This is a genomic window from Sphingobacterium psychroaquaticum (genome assembly GCF_004421025.1).
GTDB lineage: Bacteria > Bacteroidota > Bacteroidia > Sphingobacteriales > Sphingobacteriaceae > Sphingobacterium > Sphingobacterium psychroaquaticum.
The window spans coordinates 1,837,584-1,856,109 of record NZ_CP038029.1 but is presented as its reverse complement, the minus strand read 5'-3'; the positions used below and the strand labels follow the sequence as shown (position 1 = coordinate 1,856,109).

At 41.2% G+C, this 18,526-nt stretch carries 14 protein-coding genes; 5 read left to right on the top strand and 9 right to left on the bottom strand.

The genetic code is table 11. The features are described 5' to 3' along the window. Positions 1–72: 72 nt before the first annotated feature. The 3 genes from E2P86_RS07585 to recQ form a co-directional block, all read right to left on the bottom strand. On the bottom strand, positions 73–783 hold the full coding sequence (locus E2P86_RS07585; RefSeq protein WP_134432063.1) for a DUF4198 domain-containing protein: 711 nt from the start codon (positions 781–783) through the stop codon (positions 73–75). 169 nt (positions 784–952) lie between these two features. Then, positions 953–1,768 carry a 3-deoxy-8-phosphooctulonate synthase gene (kdsA, locus tag E2P86_RS07580; protein WP_085472822.1) on the bottom strand — a complete coding sequence of 272 codons (816 nt, stop codon included), beginning with the start codon at positions 1,766–1,768 and terminating at the stop codon, positions 953–955. A gap of 12 nt (positions 1,769–1,780) precedes the next feature. Next, on the bottom strand, positions 1,781–3,970 hold the full coding sequence (gene recQ, locus E2P86_RS07575) for a DNA helicase RecQ (RefSeq protein WP_085472821.1): 2,190 nt from the start codon (positions 3,968–3,970) through the stop codon (positions 1,781–1,783). Positions 3,971–4,071: 101 nt separating this feature from the next. Between recQ and E2P86_RS07570 the strand changes: the two genes are divergently transcribed. The 4 genes from E2P86_RS07570 (at position 4,072) to E2P86_RS07555 (ending at position 8,136) form a co-directional block, all read left to right on the top strand. Then, the gene (locus E2P86_RS07570; protein ID WP_394346510.1) at positions 4,072–5,034 is read left to right on the top strand and encodes a KpsF/GutQ family sugar-phosphate isomerase; all 963 of its coding nucleotides are present in this window, start codon (positions 4,072–4,074) and stop codon (positions 5,032–5,034) included. 113 nt (positions 5,035–5,147) lie between these two features. Then, positions 5,148–5,522 (top strand): DUF1573 domain-containing protein, encoded by a 375-nt coding sequence (locus E2P86_RS07565; protein ID WP_085472819.1) that lies wholly within the window; start codon positions 5,148–5,150, stop codon positions 5,520–5,522. 197 nt (positions 5,523–5,719) lie between these two features. After that, a complete protein-coding gene (locus E2P86_RS07560) occupies positions 5,720–6,919 on the top strand; it encodes a pyridoxal phosphate-dependent aminotransferase (protein WP_085472818.1) in 1,200 nt (399 codons plus the stop codon). A gap of 626 nt (positions 6,920–7,545) precedes the next feature. Beyond that, complete coding sequence (locus E2P86_RS07555) at positions 7,546–8,136, top strand: riboflavin synthase (protein WP_085472817.1); 591 nt, start codon at positions 7,546–7,548, stop codon at positions 8,134–8,136. Between the two features lie 45 nt (positions 8,137–8,181). Here E2P86_RS07555 and E2P86_RS07550 read toward each other — a convergent pair whose 3' ends face one another. Then, a complete protein-coding gene (locus E2P86_RS07550) occupies positions 8,182–9,978 on the bottom strand; it encodes a chloride channel protein (protein WP_166785164.1) in 1,797 nt (598 codons plus the stop codon). 7 nt (positions 9,979–9,985) lie between these two features. Beyond that, the gene (locus E2P86_RS07545; RefSeq protein ID WP_134432057.1) at positions 9,986–10,927 is read right to left on the bottom strand and encodes a hydrogen peroxide-inducible genes activator; all 942 of its coding nucleotides are present in this window, start codon (positions 10,925–10,927) and stop codon (positions 9,986–9,988) included. Between the two features lie 114 nt (positions 10,928–11,041). Between E2P86_RS07545 and E2P86_RS07540 the strand changes: the two genes are divergently transcribed. Further along, a complete protein-coding gene (locus E2P86_RS07540; RefSeq protein WP_134432054.1) occupies positions 11,042–13,210 on the top strand; it encodes a S46 family peptidase in 2,169 nt (722 codons plus the stop codon). Positions 13,211–13,249: 39 nt separating this feature from the next. Here the strand turns inward: E2P86_RS07540 and E2P86_RS07535 are convergent, their stop codons facing one another. From E2P86_RS07535 to E2P86_RS07520, 4 genes are all read right to left on the bottom strand, one after another. Continuing rightward, positions 13,250–14,743 carry a M14 family zinc carboxypeptidase gene (locus E2P86_RS07535; RefSeq protein WP_134432052.1) on the bottom strand — a complete coding sequence of 498 codons (1,494 nt, stop codon included), beginning with the start codon at positions 14,741–14,743 and terminating at the stop codon, positions 13,250–13,252. A gap of 8 nt (positions 14,744–14,751) precedes the next feature. Then, positions 14,752–15,807 carry a S66 peptidase family protein gene (locus E2P86_RS07530; RefSeq protein WP_134432049.1) on the bottom strand — a complete coding sequence of 352 codons (1,056 nt, stop codon included), beginning with the start codon at positions 15,805–15,807 and terminating at the stop codon, positions 14,752–14,754. 4 nt (positions 15,808–15,811) lie between these two features. Beyond that, positions 15,812–17,149 carry a dihydroorotase gene (locus E2P86_RS07525; RefSeq protein ID WP_134432046.1) on the bottom strand — a complete coding sequence of 446 codons (1,338 nt, stop codon included), beginning with the start codon at positions 17,147–17,149 and terminating at the stop codon, positions 15,812–15,814. A gap of 184 nt (positions 17,150–17,333) precedes the next feature. Further along, the gene (locus E2P86_RS07520; RefSeq protein WP_085472812.1) at positions 17,334–18,524 is read right to left on the bottom strand and encodes an NADH-quinone oxidoreductase subunit D; all 1,191 of its coding nucleotides are present in this window, start codon (positions 18,522–18,524) and stop codon (positions 17,334–17,336) included. Between the last annotated feature and the right edge of the window lie 2 nt (positions 18,525–18,526).

Genomic DNA, 18,526 nt, shown 5'->3' with positions numbered 1-18,526 from the left:
TTGCCGTTAGGCTAACCTGGGCGTCGCAAAGAATTGCCGTTCAGAGCGACGCCTTTTTTGGGTAAAACCCTATTATTGAACTATGAAACTCGTCGTTAATCCTTGCCAATTCTTTTTATACGTCTTTCCATGCCAGTCCCCTTCTTGCTGCATCATGTTTCCAAACTCTACGACATAGCGACCAGACCATAACGTAGGAATCGAAATAAAACCCTCTGCATCGCTTTTGTACGTTTTACTCCATCCACTTGGAGACATCACAGAAACATCCTTCTTAGACAGTGGAGCGCCGTGCTCTGTCAACTGAATGCGAACGGTATCGTTCTGCTTATAAGTTTTCGGCGCTACTTGTAGCTGATAAACTAAGGGACATTTTCCCGCCTCGACCGCGTTTCCAACTTGGACCGTTGCCTGGCTTACAAACTCGTAGCGTGTATCTCCTCCAAGATCTTTCGTTGCATGGCTCGTGAATATAGCGTAGTGTCCATCACTGGTTGGTACAAAGGTACCTTCCAAAAAGTCTCCTTTATCGGTTAAAGGAAGTGTGGAAACCGAACCATCGGGATGCACAATAGAAACAGTCAGCTCCCTTAAATCGGAATACCAATCTTTGGTCGCTTCATTTTCACCGGTTTCGTATTCGCCATAATAAACACGTACGGACTGCGATTGATTTTTAATTCCCGTAGTGTTGCTCTCCAGCCACACCGCATGGGCGTTAACGACTTGGTTGCCGCCAAGTACGATTAAGGATAGTAGTAAAATGCGCTTAACAAAATTCATCTTCTTTTTATTTAGACTTATTTTAAATAGATAGGCAAATATAGGGCTATTTCAAAAAAACGCAAGTTCATAATCAGAAAAAGAATTTCAGAATCGGAAAAAAATAAAAAAATCCCTTACATTTTTTAGTGTAAGGGATCCTTTGCGCTACGCACCTGATAGCGCGCTATTATAAAATAGCTTCGCGTACACGTACTAGCTTTTCTAATAAACCATCTAATAGATCCAGATGAAGCATATTAGCGCCATCAGATTTTGCATTAGCAGGGTCTGGATGTGTCTCTATGAATAAACCATCTGCGCCTACGGCAATTGCCGCTTTTGCAATCGTTTCAATCAACGCTGGCTTCCCTCCTGTTACACCGGAAGTTTGATTCGGTTGTTGTAAGGAATGTGTGCAATCCATTATAGTAGGAACCTCAAAACCACGCATTTCAGGAATTCCACGAAAATCTACAATCAAATCTTGATAACCAAAAGTGTTTCCACGATCCGTCAAAAACACTTTATCATTCCCCGAATCCTTTACTTTGTCCACCGCAAATTGCATCGAACCAGCAGATAAAAACTGTCCTTTCTTAATATTGACAACTTTCCCTGTCTCTGCAGCAGCGACAAGCAGTTCCGTCTGACGGCACAGAAATGCAGGAATCTGTAGTACGTCTACGTAAGCAGCGGCCATAGCAGCCTCATGACTTTCATGAATATCCGTCACGGTTGGGACACCAAAAGTTTTCCCGACTTTTTCCAAGACTTTAAGTGCTTTCTCATCTCCAATACCTGTAAACGAATCTACGCGTGAACGATTTGCTTTGCGGTAAGATCCTTTAAAGATATACGGTATATTGTATTTATCCGTAATGGTGACAATACGCTCTGCAATACGTAACGCTATTTCCTCGCCTTCGATTGCACACGGACCAGCCATTAAAAAGAATTGCTTTGAATCGCCATTCTTAATTCCCGGTAAATAATTCTGAATCATATATATTATTAATTAATTTCCTAACTCTGACATAAACTTGATTCGCATCAGCTGAATATCCTCGAAAGAATAGTCGGCCTCGCCAAGCACATTTAATGCCTCTTCTATTGAATCTACTTCCGCAGTTTTAAAATAATCATAAACCTCATCCTGACGATCCTGATCAATCATTTCATCAACAAAGTACGATAAGTTAAGCTTAGTTCCTGAGTTTACAATAGACTCCACCTCTTTCAACATATCCTCGTAACTGATTCCTTTAGACGATGCAATATCTTCTAATCCGATTTTACGATCTATATTCTGAATAATAGAGACTTTTAATGCGGACTTGTTTGCCGTGCTCTTTACAATCAGATCCTGTGGACGATCGATGTCTTTTTCTTCGACGTAAGCTTTGATCAGTTCTACAAAGGGTGCCCCAAACTTCACCGCTTTTCCAGCACCAACTCCTTGAACTTGTTTTAACTCCTCCAAAGTAATAGGATAAAGCATGCACATCTCATCCAGCGATGGATCCTGAAAAATAACAAAAGGAGGTAATGATTTTTGTTTTGCGATTTTCTTACGAAGCTCCTTTAACATCTTCAGAAGTTCAGCATCTAAAGCGCTACTCCCTTGAACAACCTCATCACCACCGTCATCTTCCGCCTTTTCCATAGGCCGATTCAGAATGAATTTTAAAGGGTATGGATTATTGATATATTTTTTTCCACCCTCGGTGAGTTGCAAAAGACCATAGTGATCAATATCCTTCTTCACGAAATCATTTAACTCCGCTTGGCGGATTAATGAATTCCAATAGTTTACACCATTCTCTTTTCCTTTTCCAAATAAAGGATGCTGATCATGTTTATAAGCCGATATCGGTTGGTTATTCTGACCGATCAAAACATTAATAATGTGGTGATCATCAAACTTACCCCCTTCATTCTTAATGAAATTTAACACCTCTAACAACGATTGTTCGCCGTCAAAATATGTTTTCTGTGCTCGACAATTATCACACATATTGTTGCAGCCCATTTCATCGAAACGCTCCCCAAAATAGTGCAATATTTGTTTACGTCGACAAACCGATGATTCCGAGTAATCAATTACTTCTTTAAGTATCTGCGTACCAATTTCTCGCTCAGAAACGGGTTTATCTTTCATAAACTTGGTCAGCTTCTCCACATCCTTCTCCGAGTAAAACGCCAAACAGTATCCCTCTCCTCCATCACGCCCCGCGCGTCCTGTCTCTTGGTAGTAACCTTCCATAGACTTCGGAATATCATGGTGGATAACGTACCGTACATCCGGTTTATCAATCCCCATTCCGAAAGCAATCGTAGCCACGATCACATCCACATCTTCCATTAAGAATTTGTCCTGTGTATCGGCTCTAGTCTTTGCATCAAGACCGGCATGGTACGGTAAAGCTCTGATTCCATTAATATTTAGAACCTCTGCGATCTCCTCTACCTTTTTTCGGCTCAGGCAATATATAATACCGGTTTTACCCGAATTACTTTTAATGAACTTGACAATTTCTTTTATAACGTTCTTTTTGGTTCGCACCTCATAATAGAGATTCGATCGATTAAATGACGACTTAAATAAGACGGCGTCATTCATCTGCAAGTTCTTACGAATATCCGACTGTACTTTAGGGGTTGCAGTCGCCGTAAGCGCAATAATAGGAATACCTTCCCCAATACCGTTAATCACCTGTCTGATTTTACGGTATTCCGGTCTAAAGTCGTGCCCCCATTCTGAAATACAGTGTGCCTCATCTACGGCAACAAAGGAAACTTTAATCTGTCTTAAAAATTGTACGTTTTCCTCCTTGGCTAAGGACTCCGGTGCGACATAAAGCAACTTCGTTTTGCCGGAACTAACATCTTGCTTCACCCGCGTAATATCGCCCTTATTCAGAGACGAATTTAAAAAATGTGCAATACTATCCGTTCCTCCAAAGGCACGAAGTTGATCCACCTGATTCTTCATTAAGGCAATCAATGGAGAGATAACAATGGCAGTCCCCTCACTCATCAGTGCTGGCAACTGGTAACAAATAGATTTTCCGCCTCCTGTAGGCATTATAACGAACGTGTCCTTTTTATTGAGAAGGTTTGTTATAATAGCTTCCTGATCCCCTTTGAAGGTATCGAAGCCAAAAAATTCTTGCAGATTGTCAAATAGTGACTTTTCAATTTCCATCGACTGTAGAACAAAAATTAGATAGACCTGTGACTCTTTTGAGTTTTAAATAACTTACTTTTGCAGTTATATTTAATATAAAAATAGATATTTTTTCCGTGATACACAACATCGATATAAAAAAGACAGCCATCGAAGCGATTGAACTTGAAGCCCGCGCTGTCCAAAATTTAACGAACCACATTAACGCCGATTTCGTAACCGTTGTCAATAAGATTCTTACGCTTAATGGTCGCGTTATTGTTACAGGAATGGGCAAAAGTGCAATCATTGCACAAAAAATCGTAGCGACGTTCAACTCGACTGGAACGCCTGCTATTTTTATGCATGCCGCAGATGCTATACACGGTGATTTAGGTATTATCCAAGCGAATGATCTTATTATTGCGATCTCTAAAAGTGGAAATACACCAGAAATCAAAGTCCTTATTCCTTTCCTAAAACAAACGAACAATACACTGGTTGCGATTGTGGGTAATCTGGAATCATATCTGGCCCAACAAGCAGACTTTGTCTTAGACACCACGGTAGAGCGTGAAGCATGCCCAAATAACTTAGCTCCAACCACGAGCACCACAGCGCAGTTGGCTATGGGGGACGCCCTTGCTGTTTCTTTACAGACCTGTAGACAGTTTTCGGATCGCGATTTTGCAAAATACCACCCGGGAGGAGCACTTGGAAAACAATTGTACTTGCGTGTCGGTGATTTGTCGGAAGGCAATGGCGCACCTCAGGTAACACCGGATACCCCAATTCGGGATACCATCATAACGATTACCAAATTTAGGCTGGGTGCGACTGCTGTCATAGAAGGCACTAAAATCCTGGGTATCATTACAGATGGTGACATCCGTCGGATGCTCGAGAAATATGATAATTTCACAGCCCTGTCAGCGCAAGACATTATGGCAAAATCGCCAAAAACAATAGATCAATCTGAATTAGCTGTGGAAGCATTGCACAAAATGCGTCAAAACAACATATCACAGCTACTTGTCACTAACAATCAGATATACAGCGGAATAGTACACATACAAGACTTATTAAAAGAGGGTATTATATAAACCTTTATGTAATATTTTTGTGTAATTTGTTCGCTTATGAACGAAACAAAAAGGTTATACTTAATTTTGGCTTATAATTTGATAGTTGTTTAATAACTAAACGTAGAGATAAAATGAAAAAAGCTTTAGGAATATTAACTGTTTTAGTAGCTATTATCGGTTTCACTTCAATGGCCGTAGCTATCGGTGAATTTAGATTTGAAAAAGAAACACATGACTTTGGTTCTATTGCACAAAATAAACCTGCGTCTTACGATTTTAAATTCTCGAACAACGGAGATGCTCCGATCATCATCACAGAAGTAAAACCTTCTTGTGGATGTTCAGTGGCCGAATTTACGCGTACACCGATTAAACCTGGTGATGCTGGCACCATTACAGTAACATATAATGCAGCGGCTAAAGGACCTTTCACCAAACAGTTTACGGTAAAGTCTAACACAAAGACTCCAATCAAGACCTTAACGGTTAAAGGTACTGTAGAATAATATTTCACAAGAAATTAATAAAGAAAAAGAGCCGTCTCATTCATGAGATGGCTCTTTTTCTTTATTCTTGTTTTTAGGAATAAAAGTCAATAGAAATCCACTAAGACCAACATTACCCTGCTTCTGTGCAAAGAAAAGCGAACAATACATTCTTTTTAGTACTTTTGCGTATTCAAAACAAAAAATTCAGAACCATAATGCCACAGATTTCACAAAAGGGCATAGACATGCCTGCTTCTCCAATCCGAAAGCTGACTCCCTTTGCTGATAAAGCAAAACAGGATGGAAAAAAAATATATCATTTAAACATTGGTCAACCGGATATTGAAACGCCGGAGATCATGCTAAATGCGTTAAAAAGTGTACCTTTTAAAGTTTGGGCGTATACGCCTTCAGAAGGAACAGCTTCTTACAGAAACAAACTAGCGCAATACTACAACAAACTAAACTACAATATTGAGCCTACCGATATCCTTGTCACCAATGGTGGATCGGAAGCCATTATATTTGCCATGCAATCTTGCCTTAATCCGGGTGAAGAAGTTATTATTCCAGAGCCTTTTTATGCAAACTATAATGGTTTTGCGTGCTCATCAGATGTTGTTGTAAAACCTATCATGTCGTATATCGACAATGGTTTTGCTTTACCCTCGATCTCGGAATTCGAAAAGGTAATAACAGAGAAAACAAAAGCCATCGCCATCTGCAACCCAAATAATCCAACAGGTTATTTGTATTCACGCCAAGAGCTTGAAGCCCTGAAGGAACTGTGTCTTAAACACGACCTATACCTGTTCTCGGACGAAGCTTACCGTGAGTTCTGCTACGATGGCAGAGAGTTTATTTCGCCGATGCACTTAGAAGGTTTGGAGGATCATGTTGTCGTGTTCGATACGGTATCGAAACGTTATTCGGCATGTGGCGCCCGTATCGGATGTTTGATCACTAAGAATAAAGCACTGTACCAAACCGTCCTTAAATTTGCACAAGCACGCTTGAGTCCGTCATTGGAAGGACAAATAGCCGCAGAGGCAGCCGTTGACACCCCAGATGCTTATTTTACCGCTGTATCTGAAGAATATACCGCCCGTCGCGATACACTTGTTAGCGGACTAAACGCCATCGAAGGTGTGTACTGTCCAAATCCAGGAGGTGCTTTTTATGTGGTCGCAAAATTACCGATCGACAATGCAGACAAGTTCTGCCAGTGGATGCTTGAGGATTTCAGTCATGATAATCAAACCGTTATGATGGCTCCTGCCACAGGCTTTTACAGTACAGAAGGCGCTGGATTAAACGAAGTACGTATGGCATATGTATTAAATCAGAGTGACCTGAAAAATGCATTAATTTGTTTAGAAAAAGCCCTTGAGGTATATCCTGGTCGTCAGGTATAAATACAAGACTAAATGAATAAAAAAGACACAAGCAATTGTGTCTTTTTTTATGGATCATCCAGAGCTTTGGCCCCCGGAGCTTGTCGAAGTGTTAATCCGCCCCTGCCATCGCTAGCTCGAGCCTGCATATCGCAGACAAGCTTTTAGCTCGGCTTCTTAAAATGAAAGACCACGAGCTGAAGGCTAGCACCAACACGACGGACTTCAACTTTACGTTAGAACGAATAAACCTATTGTAACAAGCAGAGATTTTTTCGAAAAAAAAGGTGGAAAAGTAGGCAAAAAAACAAAGCCTGAGATGATCGGGCGACCTCTCAGGCTTTTAATATAACCTCTTTGTTAAGAGGTAATCAACCTAAACCTATCACAAAGGTATAATATATATTCTACAATTTGAAAACATTTGAAGACAAAAAAAACGCTAAATACTTGATTTTAAGGCTAAATAACTGATAATCAGGCATAAAAAAAAGGTTTTCAAACGGGGAGAATGAAAACCTTTATAACCAATTATAAACCTAAATTATGATACCACAAAGATAGTGTATAATTCACACTATTCAAAATCTTTTTTCGATTTTTTTTTCGACCCCATATCTGTACCTTTGTTTAAAGGAACAAAAACTATGTTTACAGGCATTATCGAGACCTTAGGAAAGGTCGTAAAAATTGAAAAAGAACAGAGTAATATTCATTATTTTATCCAATCTCATATATCTCCAGAGCTTCGTATCGACCAAAGTGTATCTCACAATGGGGTATGCTTAACTGTTGTCGCGATTGACCACGATACACATAAAGTAACAGCTATTGAGGAAACCCTTCAAAAGTCGAACTTAAAGCAACTAAGCGTGGGAGATGTCGTAAATATCGAGCGATGCACTGTTGCTAATGGTCGATTCGACGGACATATTGTTCAGGGACACGTGGATCAAGTCGCCACCTGCATCTCCAAGGAAGATCAGGATGGTAGTTGGTTGTTTACGTTTGAATATACGCCACGTCTTGATAACATAACCGTAGAAAAAGGCTCTGTTGCTGTCAACGGAATAAGTCTAACCGTTGTCAATTCGCAAGAAAATCGGTTCTCTGTCGCTATTATTCCATTTACATTAGAACATACCAACTTAGGCACCGTCGAGATTGGTGACACCGTAAATATTGAATTCGATATTATTGGCAAATACGTTGCCAAGATCATGGCAATGCGCGGATAGTTATCCAGTTAAGCGAAAGGAGTATGACTCCTTTCGCTTAACATATTATTCTAAATAGTGTCCTTGCCGAACCAGCAGTGCCCTGTATTTATTAAAGACACTCGCCTTAGAAACAAAACCTAGGTACCTATTGTCTGCATCGACAACCGGCAGAATCCAAACATCATCTCGATTCATTTTCGCCATGACAACTTCCATATTTTCAGACTCCCGAATAATATCATTAGGTTTCTGAACCAGCTTATCAAATGTCTTATCAGCTCCCTCCTCTTCCCCTAATAAGAGTTCGAAAAGTCGCTCACTATAAATAATTCCCAACAGCACGCCTTCCTGATCAATAATTGGAAATATATTACGCTTAGAGTGTATAATATCGGACTTCCGATCAATAGGTGTCTCCCACGGATATAACTTCACAAAATTACGCTCTACGACATACCGCAATTTCATCATACTTAAAACTGTTCTATCCTTATCTTCATAAGACAGTAAATCCCCTGACTCGGCCAAGACCTTAGTATAGATGGAGTGCTTCAAAACGGATCTGTTGATTAGATAGGAAATTGATGTTACCAACATCAGTGGCACCATTAACGTATAACCGCCTGTTATTTCGGCAATCAGGAAAAGCCCCGTCAAAGGGGCATGCATCACCCCCGCCAGCGCCCCGGCCATTCCAGCCATGACAAAGTTTGGCACATTAAGCTGTATAAGCTCCGTCTGATTCATGCCATAAGCGAACGCAAAACCAATCAATCCGCCCATCACCAAACTTGGTCCAAACACGCCGCCGTTTCCGCCTCCATTTAAGGTAAAGAGTGCGGCAAAAGATTTTGCAAACAAGGTGAGAACCGTATAACAAACGACTACCCAGGCCATATCTTTATAATCAGAAAAAAGACTATTCTTGACAATAGCATCAAATTGTCCATCTAAAATTTGCTGTATCGTTAAATAACCTTCTCCATAAAGCGTAGGAAATAGTAGAATAAGTACCCCTAAGGATATGCCGCTGACCCAAACTTTATTATAAGGATTGGTAATCTTAGTAAACCAACCCTTGACAATCGTACTAATCTTCGCAAAGTAAACACTATAGAGACCAACGACTACAGCTAGAAGCAAATAGAAAAACAAGGCTTCTACTTCCCATTCGGTACTAGCGGTATGGAAGAGTGGTTCACTATACAATAATCGGGAGACTACAGATGCCAAAGCCGCTGAAATCAATAAAGGAATAAAGGCAGGAATAGAAAATTCAGGCAATAAAATCTCAATAGCGAAAATCATTCCAGCAATTGGACTATTAAAAGCACCCGATATACCAGCTGCCGCTCCACATGCTAAGAGCATGGTAATCTCTTTATACTGTAAACCAAAGAATCGTCCTGTATTAGAACCAATAGCAGCGCCACTGTAGGCAATTGGAGCTTCCAAACCGGACGACCCACCGAAACCGACGGTCATCGCACTGGTAATAATCTGAGAATATACATTATGCAATTCGATACGACTAGATTTTCGAGAGATCGAATAAATGATTGGCGTTATCCCGTGTTCAAATTTTTTACCTTTCAAGAACTTGCGGACATACAGAACACTTAAAAGAATACCGATTAATGGAAAAACTAAGTAGAATGAATACTTATAGTGCCATTCAATATCGTCTTGAAGTGTAGACGCTATAAAATGGGTCAGCCCCTTTAAAAGGGCTGCCGCTAATCCTCCAATAATACCAACGGCAAATGCCAGAATGATCATAAAATTTCGATTAGAAATTTTCTGCATCCGCCATCGATTTACCTGTTCTAATTTTCTACGAAACGATTCTTTAATTCTCATACATTAATCACAGTTCAAAACCCATCACTTCTTTCTTTTTCTTAGTTTTAAAACGCTCAGGCACTACGGCTAATATTTCCATTTTAAGCGCATTGATCGCTTGCTTCTTCACAAAGTTCTGCGGCGTTACAAGGCTGATTTCCCGTACCGGTTCTGGGGATCTAAAATAACGCACCTGATTGAGCTGATCTTCATCATACCCCAAAATACTCATCTCCGGTAAAATTGTTAAACCTCCATTAATATCCACCATTCGTTTCAATGTTTCCACACTTCCAGTATTGTAAGCAAAAGTACCGCTGCCCGCTTGGTTATGCTTATAGTGACAAAGGTTCAACACCTGTCCCCGCATACAATGCCCTTCATTGAGAAGCCACAGCCGCTCGTCGGCCACTTCATCTGTGGTAACCATCTTCTTCTTGAACAAACTACTCTTTTCAGAAACATAGGCCACGAAAGTCTCATAATACAACGGTATTTCTTCTACTCCGCCATCATGTAAAGGGGTCGATAAAATCCCACAGTCCAAACGTCCTACCTTCATTTCCTGCAAGATTCGTTCCGTTGTATACTCCCAAATCTGTAATTCTAGTTTTGGGTATTTTTTCAAGAACGTCGTCAATACATCCGGCAACAAATAAGGGGCTACGGTGGGAATGACGCCAATCCGCAATTCGCCAGATACCTCCCCCTTCTCCTCTTGCAACAATTCTTCAATTTTTTGACTCTCATTTAGAATCACACGGGCCTGTTTAATAATTTTTACACCAATTTCAGTCGGGATAACAGGCTGACGACTTCGATCAAAAATCTTTGCACCAATGGATTCTTCCAACTTTTGAACCTGCATACTTAAGGTTGGTTGCGTCACAAAACAATGCTCCGCAGCGGCCACAAAACTACGATAGGTATCGACAGCTATAATATATTCTAATTGAACAAGCGTCATCTTATAAATTTTAACTATACAAAGATAGCCATTTATTCCCCAAATTCTATGATAAAGCCGTTCTCCGAGAAGGAAATGTTTTATTACCTTTGGGTAAAGTAAAAATGGTTGATTATGATAAAACTAAAATCTAAACACAGTCTCCTGTGCGCGATGTTGTTAGGAATTGGTGCTTTTAATTTTTCTGCTTCGGTGCCCGACGAGGGAATGTTCCCTTTGAGTGAGCTAAGCCGGGCTGGTCTTAAAAAAGCAGGATTAAAGATTTCTGAAAAAGATATTTACAATCCGGGAGAAGTAGGTCTCGTAGATGCTTTGGTACAGGTTAGTGGCTGTACAGGTTCTTTCGTTTCTCCGAATGGACTTATTATCACCAATCACCACTGTGCTTTCAGTGCCGTGCAACTTGTCAGTTCTCCAGAATTCAACTACCTAAAGAACGGCTTTGTCGCAAATAATCTGGAACAGGAAATAGAGGCGAAAGGTCTAACGATTCGAATCACAGATTCATACAGTGATGTGTCCAAAGATATCCTTGATGCCGTAGCGAATATCAGCGATCCCAGTGAACGCATCAACCTCATCAACAAAAAAAGAGTAGAACTCGCAAAACAAGCGGAAGCAGAAGACCCAACGATCAAAGCAGAAGTTTCGGAAATGTTCATCGGAAAGAGCTATGTTCTATTCCGATACAAAACCATTGAAGATGTTCGTTTGGTCTATATTCCAAGACAAGACATTGGAGAATTTGGTGGAGAAACTGATAACTGGGTATGGCCGCGTCATACCGGTGACTTCTCTTTCCTTCGTGCTTACGTATCTCCCAAAGGGGCTTCGGCAAAATACGCAAAAGAGAATGTCCCGTATAAACCCAAGAAGCATTTAAAAATAAATCCACAAGGGGTTAATGAAAATGATTTTGTATTTATCCTCGGGTACCCGGGACGTACGTTCCGTCACCGTCCTGCGCAGTACATGGATTATCAACAAAAGTTCTTACTACCCTATACATCGGAGCTTTACGACTTTCAAAACCAGGAAATGTATAAAGCAGGCAAGGATAATGTAGCGACAGAGCTTGCTTTGGCAACCCGTATTAAACGCAATGCCAATGTAATGAAGAACTACCGAGGGAAACTCAAAGGCCTTCACAACCTGAGTTTAGTTGCCGGAAAGCAACAAGAAGACCAAGCGCTAGCTCAATTTATAGCCAGCAAACCCGAACTGAAGGCGAAGTATGGTACTTTAATGTCAGATATTGACAACCATTATAAAACGGTATTTCAGGTCGCAAATAAAGAGCTATGGTTCAACAACCTTTACAGTAGCACCACACTCTTGCGCGTTGCTAACACAATCAATGGTTTTAAAAATGTAGTCTTCAAGCAGAACGGCCTAAAGGCACAAGAGGAGGTTTTCAACCTCAACATCGAACAAGTTAAAAGACAGTTGGATGGATTCTATGAAAGCTATAATGCACAGGTAGATCAAGCCATCGCTCAACGTATGTTCCAAGATGCTTATCAATTACAAGATGAAAACCGTATCGCTTATTTCACTAAAAAAGGTTTTTTAAACAAAGAAGATGCGGGTAATTATGTAATCGATGCCTTACAAAAATCGAAATTGAACAGTAAAGAATCATTATACAATACAGTACTAAAAGACTTTACCTCTTTAAAGAGCTATAACGACGAACTGTTAAGCATACAAAGCACACTTGGTGAAGAGATGGATACCTTTAACACGGAACAAAAGCGACGTGAAGGGGTGTTAAACCGATTAATGGGCGACTATGTGGCGGTAAAAGAGATTTATCAAGCAAAAAGCTTTATCCCAGATGCCAACTCAACATTGCGGTTAACCTTCGGTAATATCAAAGGCTACAGTCCAGCTGATGCCACGATTATGAAACCCTTCACCACAGTACAAGGCTTGATCGAGAAGGGAAATTCAGGCCTTCCGGAATTTGAATATCCTGAAACCATCAAAAATGCATGGTTAGCGAAAAACTTTGGTGTCTATGCGAAGAAAGAATTAAATGATGTCCCGGTCAATATCCTTTATAACATGGATACAACAGGAGGCAACTCAGGGTCACCGATCATGAACGCTAACGGAGAGCTGATTGGGGTTAATTTTGACCGCTCTTACGATGCAACCATCAATGACTTTGCCTGGAACGAACACTACAGTCGGTCAATTGGCGTAGACATCCGTTATGTATTATGGATTGCCGATAAGATAGATAATGCCAAATTCATCTTAAAAGAAATGGGCATCTAATAAAAAAGAAAGGCGGATTAAATAATCCGCCTTTCTTTTTTAGTTCACTCTGTTCTTAAAGAAATCCGACTTCGGCTTCTCTTCCAGATTTATCAAATAGCCATTGACGACAGCATATTTGAGCTTCGCCCCTTTTCCTAAAAAGAAATTGGTGGGCCCACTCAACACCAAATTTGGCGCTGCCGTAAAACGTTGCTGTGTAAACAATACGAGGGGCAAATTATGCAACCGTCCATCGCTAATATCTTTAACCTTTACTGCCATATAACCTTCCTTAAGCAGATTCCAAGCATCATCGAAGGACAAGACACTTACGGAATCAATCTCACGCGACCATGTTTTTCCTTGCACCAATTCCAGTCCTTTTGCATCGAACTCATCGTAGCCATATGATTCATCTAAGTCCCCGATATCCTCTACACGTCCACGAACAAAATAATCGCGCCCTACAGTTACCTCACCACGTCGGATCGCGACATCTGTTTTTAATGGAACGGTATCATTACCGAGATCCACATTACGGATCACTACATCGTGCATCTGCGATGCATTGAATGGGATCGCCTCATAGGCTTTGTAATCATATTGTTGGTAGGTTCCTTGCGCAATCTCTATTAACGCATTCAAAATAATGATGAAATTCAATTTTCTGATTTCTTGCTTTTCGGGATCTCCTTTCTTACCCCCGGACTCAATCAAGACGGTACTTGCTCCCCACCCTTGAAAGTTATCCCCAAACCCCCGTGGCGTATGTGTATCATCATATTTTGCCACCGCATCCGGAATATAGGCTTGCAGTATCTTATTCATACCTACAATAAGTTGCATCGCTCCCTGCCGAATATCATTGATATCCCGTTCGTAGTTATAGGCCGGGGCTAGTAACGAAATGGTAACCGGATTTTTCGTCTCAGGAACATTATAATAGATATTCTGATCGTGCAGATTAAAGGCATAACGCGGTTTAATTTCCTGCGCCATTTTTCGCAACAAGGCGCCTTCTACCGTCTGTCCATCACGTGCATCCCTATTCATATCAATAAACTGCGCGTTTCGACGCATATAACGTTCCGCTCCATCCGGATTCAGCATCGGAATAAAGTGTAATGTTAAATTCTCCTTCAATAAAGACCGTACAGTATCAAAACCGTCATCCTTCCCTTCCAAAAAATTAAAAAGATCAAACAATGCCATGGTAGCTGTCGGCTCATCGCCATGCATCTGTGACCAAAGCATCACCTTCTTCTTACCCGCGCCATATTGCAGTTTATAAATAGCACGCTGTTCCACCGATTTACCAATCGCCTCCGCAGCGATAATACCCTTTTGCTTATGCTGCTGAATCAACGAATCAACATCACTATGCTTAAAGCGACGATGAAACAAGGCTTTCTCTCGGTATGTCGTAAATGCTGTATTAAACTGTGTTGTATCTAAAACCATAGCGTTTGCATAATCTTCTTTCGAGCGAAACTCATTGGAGCAGGCGCTCAAGCTTGCAAGTAGTGTTAATGTAAAAAATATCCTTTTCATACCTTATGTTAGAGCAAGGCTTGTTCCAATAGTTCAATCGTTCCTTTATCGGCATCCATCCGGGCACGCACACCAACCGGAAGAATAAACTGATTGCTTATATGTCCGATACGTGCTCCCGTATATGCCGGTATTCCCAAAGGTTTGATATAATCATGGAACAGATCCTGAAAAGATAAAGAACCATATCCAGAAGCTGGCTTACACCCGGTGCAATTACCAAAAATAAAGCCTTTTATTTGACCGAGTACGCCAGCGTTCTTCAATTGACAGAACATACGGTCTACGCGATCTATATTTTCATCTACCTCTTCCAGAAAAAGGATAGCGCCCTTAAAATCAGGCAAAAATTCAGAACCACATAAACCTGAAATCAACGTCATATTTCCACCCATCAAACGTCCCTCCACGATTCCGGGTCGAATAGTTGTTATCCGATCATTGTAAGGAATCAGACTATCTCCTTTATCCAGTGGATTTTCATATCGCTGCAATTTATTTTGAATAAACTGTTCGTCAAACGCTTTTGCCAACTTATTGGTCCATGTGCTTGAACCCACAGCACCATGAAAGGAGACCAGCCCAGTTTTCGCATAAAAGGCCATAATTAAAGCCGTTACATCGCTATAACCAAGTAATACTTTAGGATTTCTCGCGATTAGATTATAATCAATACGATCCAGCAAACGCGAAGCCCCATTGCCTCCACGCACGCACACAATCCCTTGTACTTCCGGATCAGCAAACATCTGGTGAATATCAGCGATTCGCTGTTCATCGGTTCCTGCTAAATTGCCATAGCGTGCACGAATATGCGCTCCTTCTTTGACCTTAAAGCCAAGTGCCTGAAAAACTTCCTTAGTCTGTGTAATTGGCTCTTCGTCTGTCAATGCGCCTGCTGGTGTTATCAAACCAATAGTGTCGCCTTTTTCGAGCGCCCTTGCACGTCGTATTTTAGGATCCGAATCCATGCGAACCTCAGCAGCTAATGTTCTCGTAGATGCTGTTGTCGCATAGGCCGCTACACCGAACCCAAGTGCTTTGAGAAAATCCCGCTTATCCATTAGATTAGCGGTTAAATAACAAGCGATGCCCTGTTCCAACCTCTACGATCTTTCCATCGCTATACGCCACATTTCCGGAAACTAATGTATGCACAATGGTAGACGAAAAAGTATGCCCCTCGAAAGGAGACCACCCACACTTAGACAATATATTGCTCTTTTCTACAGTATAAGGTCGATTTAGATCAACCAAAACTAAATCTGCCCAATAGCCTTCACGTAGGTACCCTCTGCTTTCAATCTGAAAAAGGGTCGCCGTGTTATGCGCCGACTTTTGAACCAACTGTTCCAAAGTAAGCTTCCCTGCTTTCACTAAGTCTAGCAGCGCTTGTAAAGCATGTTGAACCAAAGGTCCGCCTGATGGAGCTTGGAGGTATGGTTGTGCTTTTTCATCCGCCGTATGGGGTGCGTGATCTGTTGCGATCACATCGATATGTCCGTCTAAAAGTGCTTTCAAAATACCATCTCTATCAGCCTCTGTCTTCACGGCTGGATTCCATTTAATAAGATTTCCCTTCGTCACGTAATCCTTATCCGAGAACCACAAGTGATGCACACACGCTTCGGCTGTAATTTTCTTCTCCGCTAAAGGAATAGTATGATCAAACAACTGTGTCTCTTTTGCCGTGGAAATGTGCAATACATGCAGGCGGGCACCGTGCTTTTTGGCTAATGCAACGGCTTTTGAAGAGGACAGATAACAAGCTTCCTCCGAACGAATCAAAGGGTGCATGGTCGCATCAAGGTTCTCCTCGCCATACTTCTCTTTAAATGCAGCCAAGTTCCGCTGTACCGTTTCTTCATCTTCACAATGTACCGCAATTAATGTCGGTGCTTGTGCAAATATTTTCTCGAGAGTCGCTTCGTTATCTACCAACATATTACCGGTAGAGGATCCCATAAAAATCTTGATACCACAAACGTCACGTGGATTTGTTTTAAGCACCTCATCAATATTATCATTGGCAGCCCCCATAAAGAAGGAATAGTTCGCCAAAGAGGTATCTGCCGCAATATCAAACTTATCCTGCAACAATTTCTGCGTTAACGTATTGGGAACGGTATTGGGCATCTCCATAAAAGAGGTCGTACCACCAGCAACGGCCGCTCTACTCTCGTGCCAAATATCGCCTTTATGTGTAAGTCCAGGTTCTCTGAAATGAACCTGATCATCAATAAGTCCAGGTAACAAATGTAACCCTTTCGCATCGATCACTTGATCGGCGGGATGGTTAATCTCTTCGGCAATCATTTCGATGCGTCCATGATTCACGTAGACATCCGCAGTAAAGACTTTTCCTTCGTTAACTAATTGTGCTGATTTAATAAGAATTGATGGCATGTTTTTGTTCTTGTTTGATAAACAAACTTACGAAAAAAAACATTTTTAAAAGAGAAAAAGCCCGCAATCGGGCGATTGCGAGCTTTCCTATTAACCAATTATAAACTTAAATTATGAGACTGCAAATATACATTTTTACCCTATACACTGCAAGACTTTTTTGCGTTTTTATGCATCTTTATGCCTATCTATCCACTTCTCCAAGCACAATATCGATGGACCCCAATATGGCTATCAAGTCCGCAATAAGCTGTCCCCGCCCGAGCTCTGGCAGCACGGAAAGATTATTAAAGCTTGGCCCTCTTGATTTTACACGTTTTGGAATATCCGTTTTCTCTTGCGTTACAAAATAAAAACCCAGCTCTCCTTTAGGATTCTCTGCTCTTACGTAATAATCTTGTGATTTTAAATTGACCTTTTTAGGTACCATGGCCCGTGGGTCAAAATCTGGTGTCCTGTGAAAGTCAGACGCCAGCCTAGCTAAACACTGTTCAATAATCTTCACTGATTCTCTTACCTCGTCAACGCGTACCTTATAGCGATCCCAGCAATCTCCCAATACCCCCATCTCTCCTTTTCCGACGGGAATATCAAATTCTAACTCAGGATACACGGAGTATCCGTCAACACGACGAAGATCCCACTTTATACCTGATGCACGTAGCATCGGACCGCTACAGCCATAATTGATCGCTACATCGGCTGGCAACGCTCCTATATTAGCAGTTCGGGATATAAAAATTTGGTTGTTCGACAACAGCTCATCGAGTTCAACCAACTTCGGTTTAAAGTAATCAATAAACTCCTTGCAACGTTCCTCGAAGCCTACAGGCAGATCATAGAAAAGACCACCGATCCAAATGTAATTATACAACATGCGCGAGCCTGAAGCCCACTCCAGCATATTCATGATATGTTCGCGGTCACGGAAACACCACATAAAAGGGGTGAAAGCTCCAATATCAATCCCGTAAGTTCCAATAGCAATTAAATGAGAAGCAATTCTGTTTAATTCACAAACCAAGACACGGATGTATTCGATCCGTTTCGGAATCGCTCCTTCTATCCCCAGCATGCGCTCTACTCCCATCACAAAAGCATGGCTATTATTCATAGAGGCCAAATAATCTAATCGGTCTGTAAATGGAATGCTTTTCGTATAGTTCATGGACTCTGCATGTTTATCAAAGCAACGATGCAGGTAGCCCAGATGAGGAATAATATCTTTAACGATCTCTCCATCTGTGATAAGCTCCAGGCGTAGTACGCCATGTGTCGAGGGGTGTTGTGGTCCCATGTTTATCACCATCTCTTGCGAGGAGATGGAGGCGATCTTCTCTTTGTATTTATCTAATCCACTGGTATAAATAGACATGC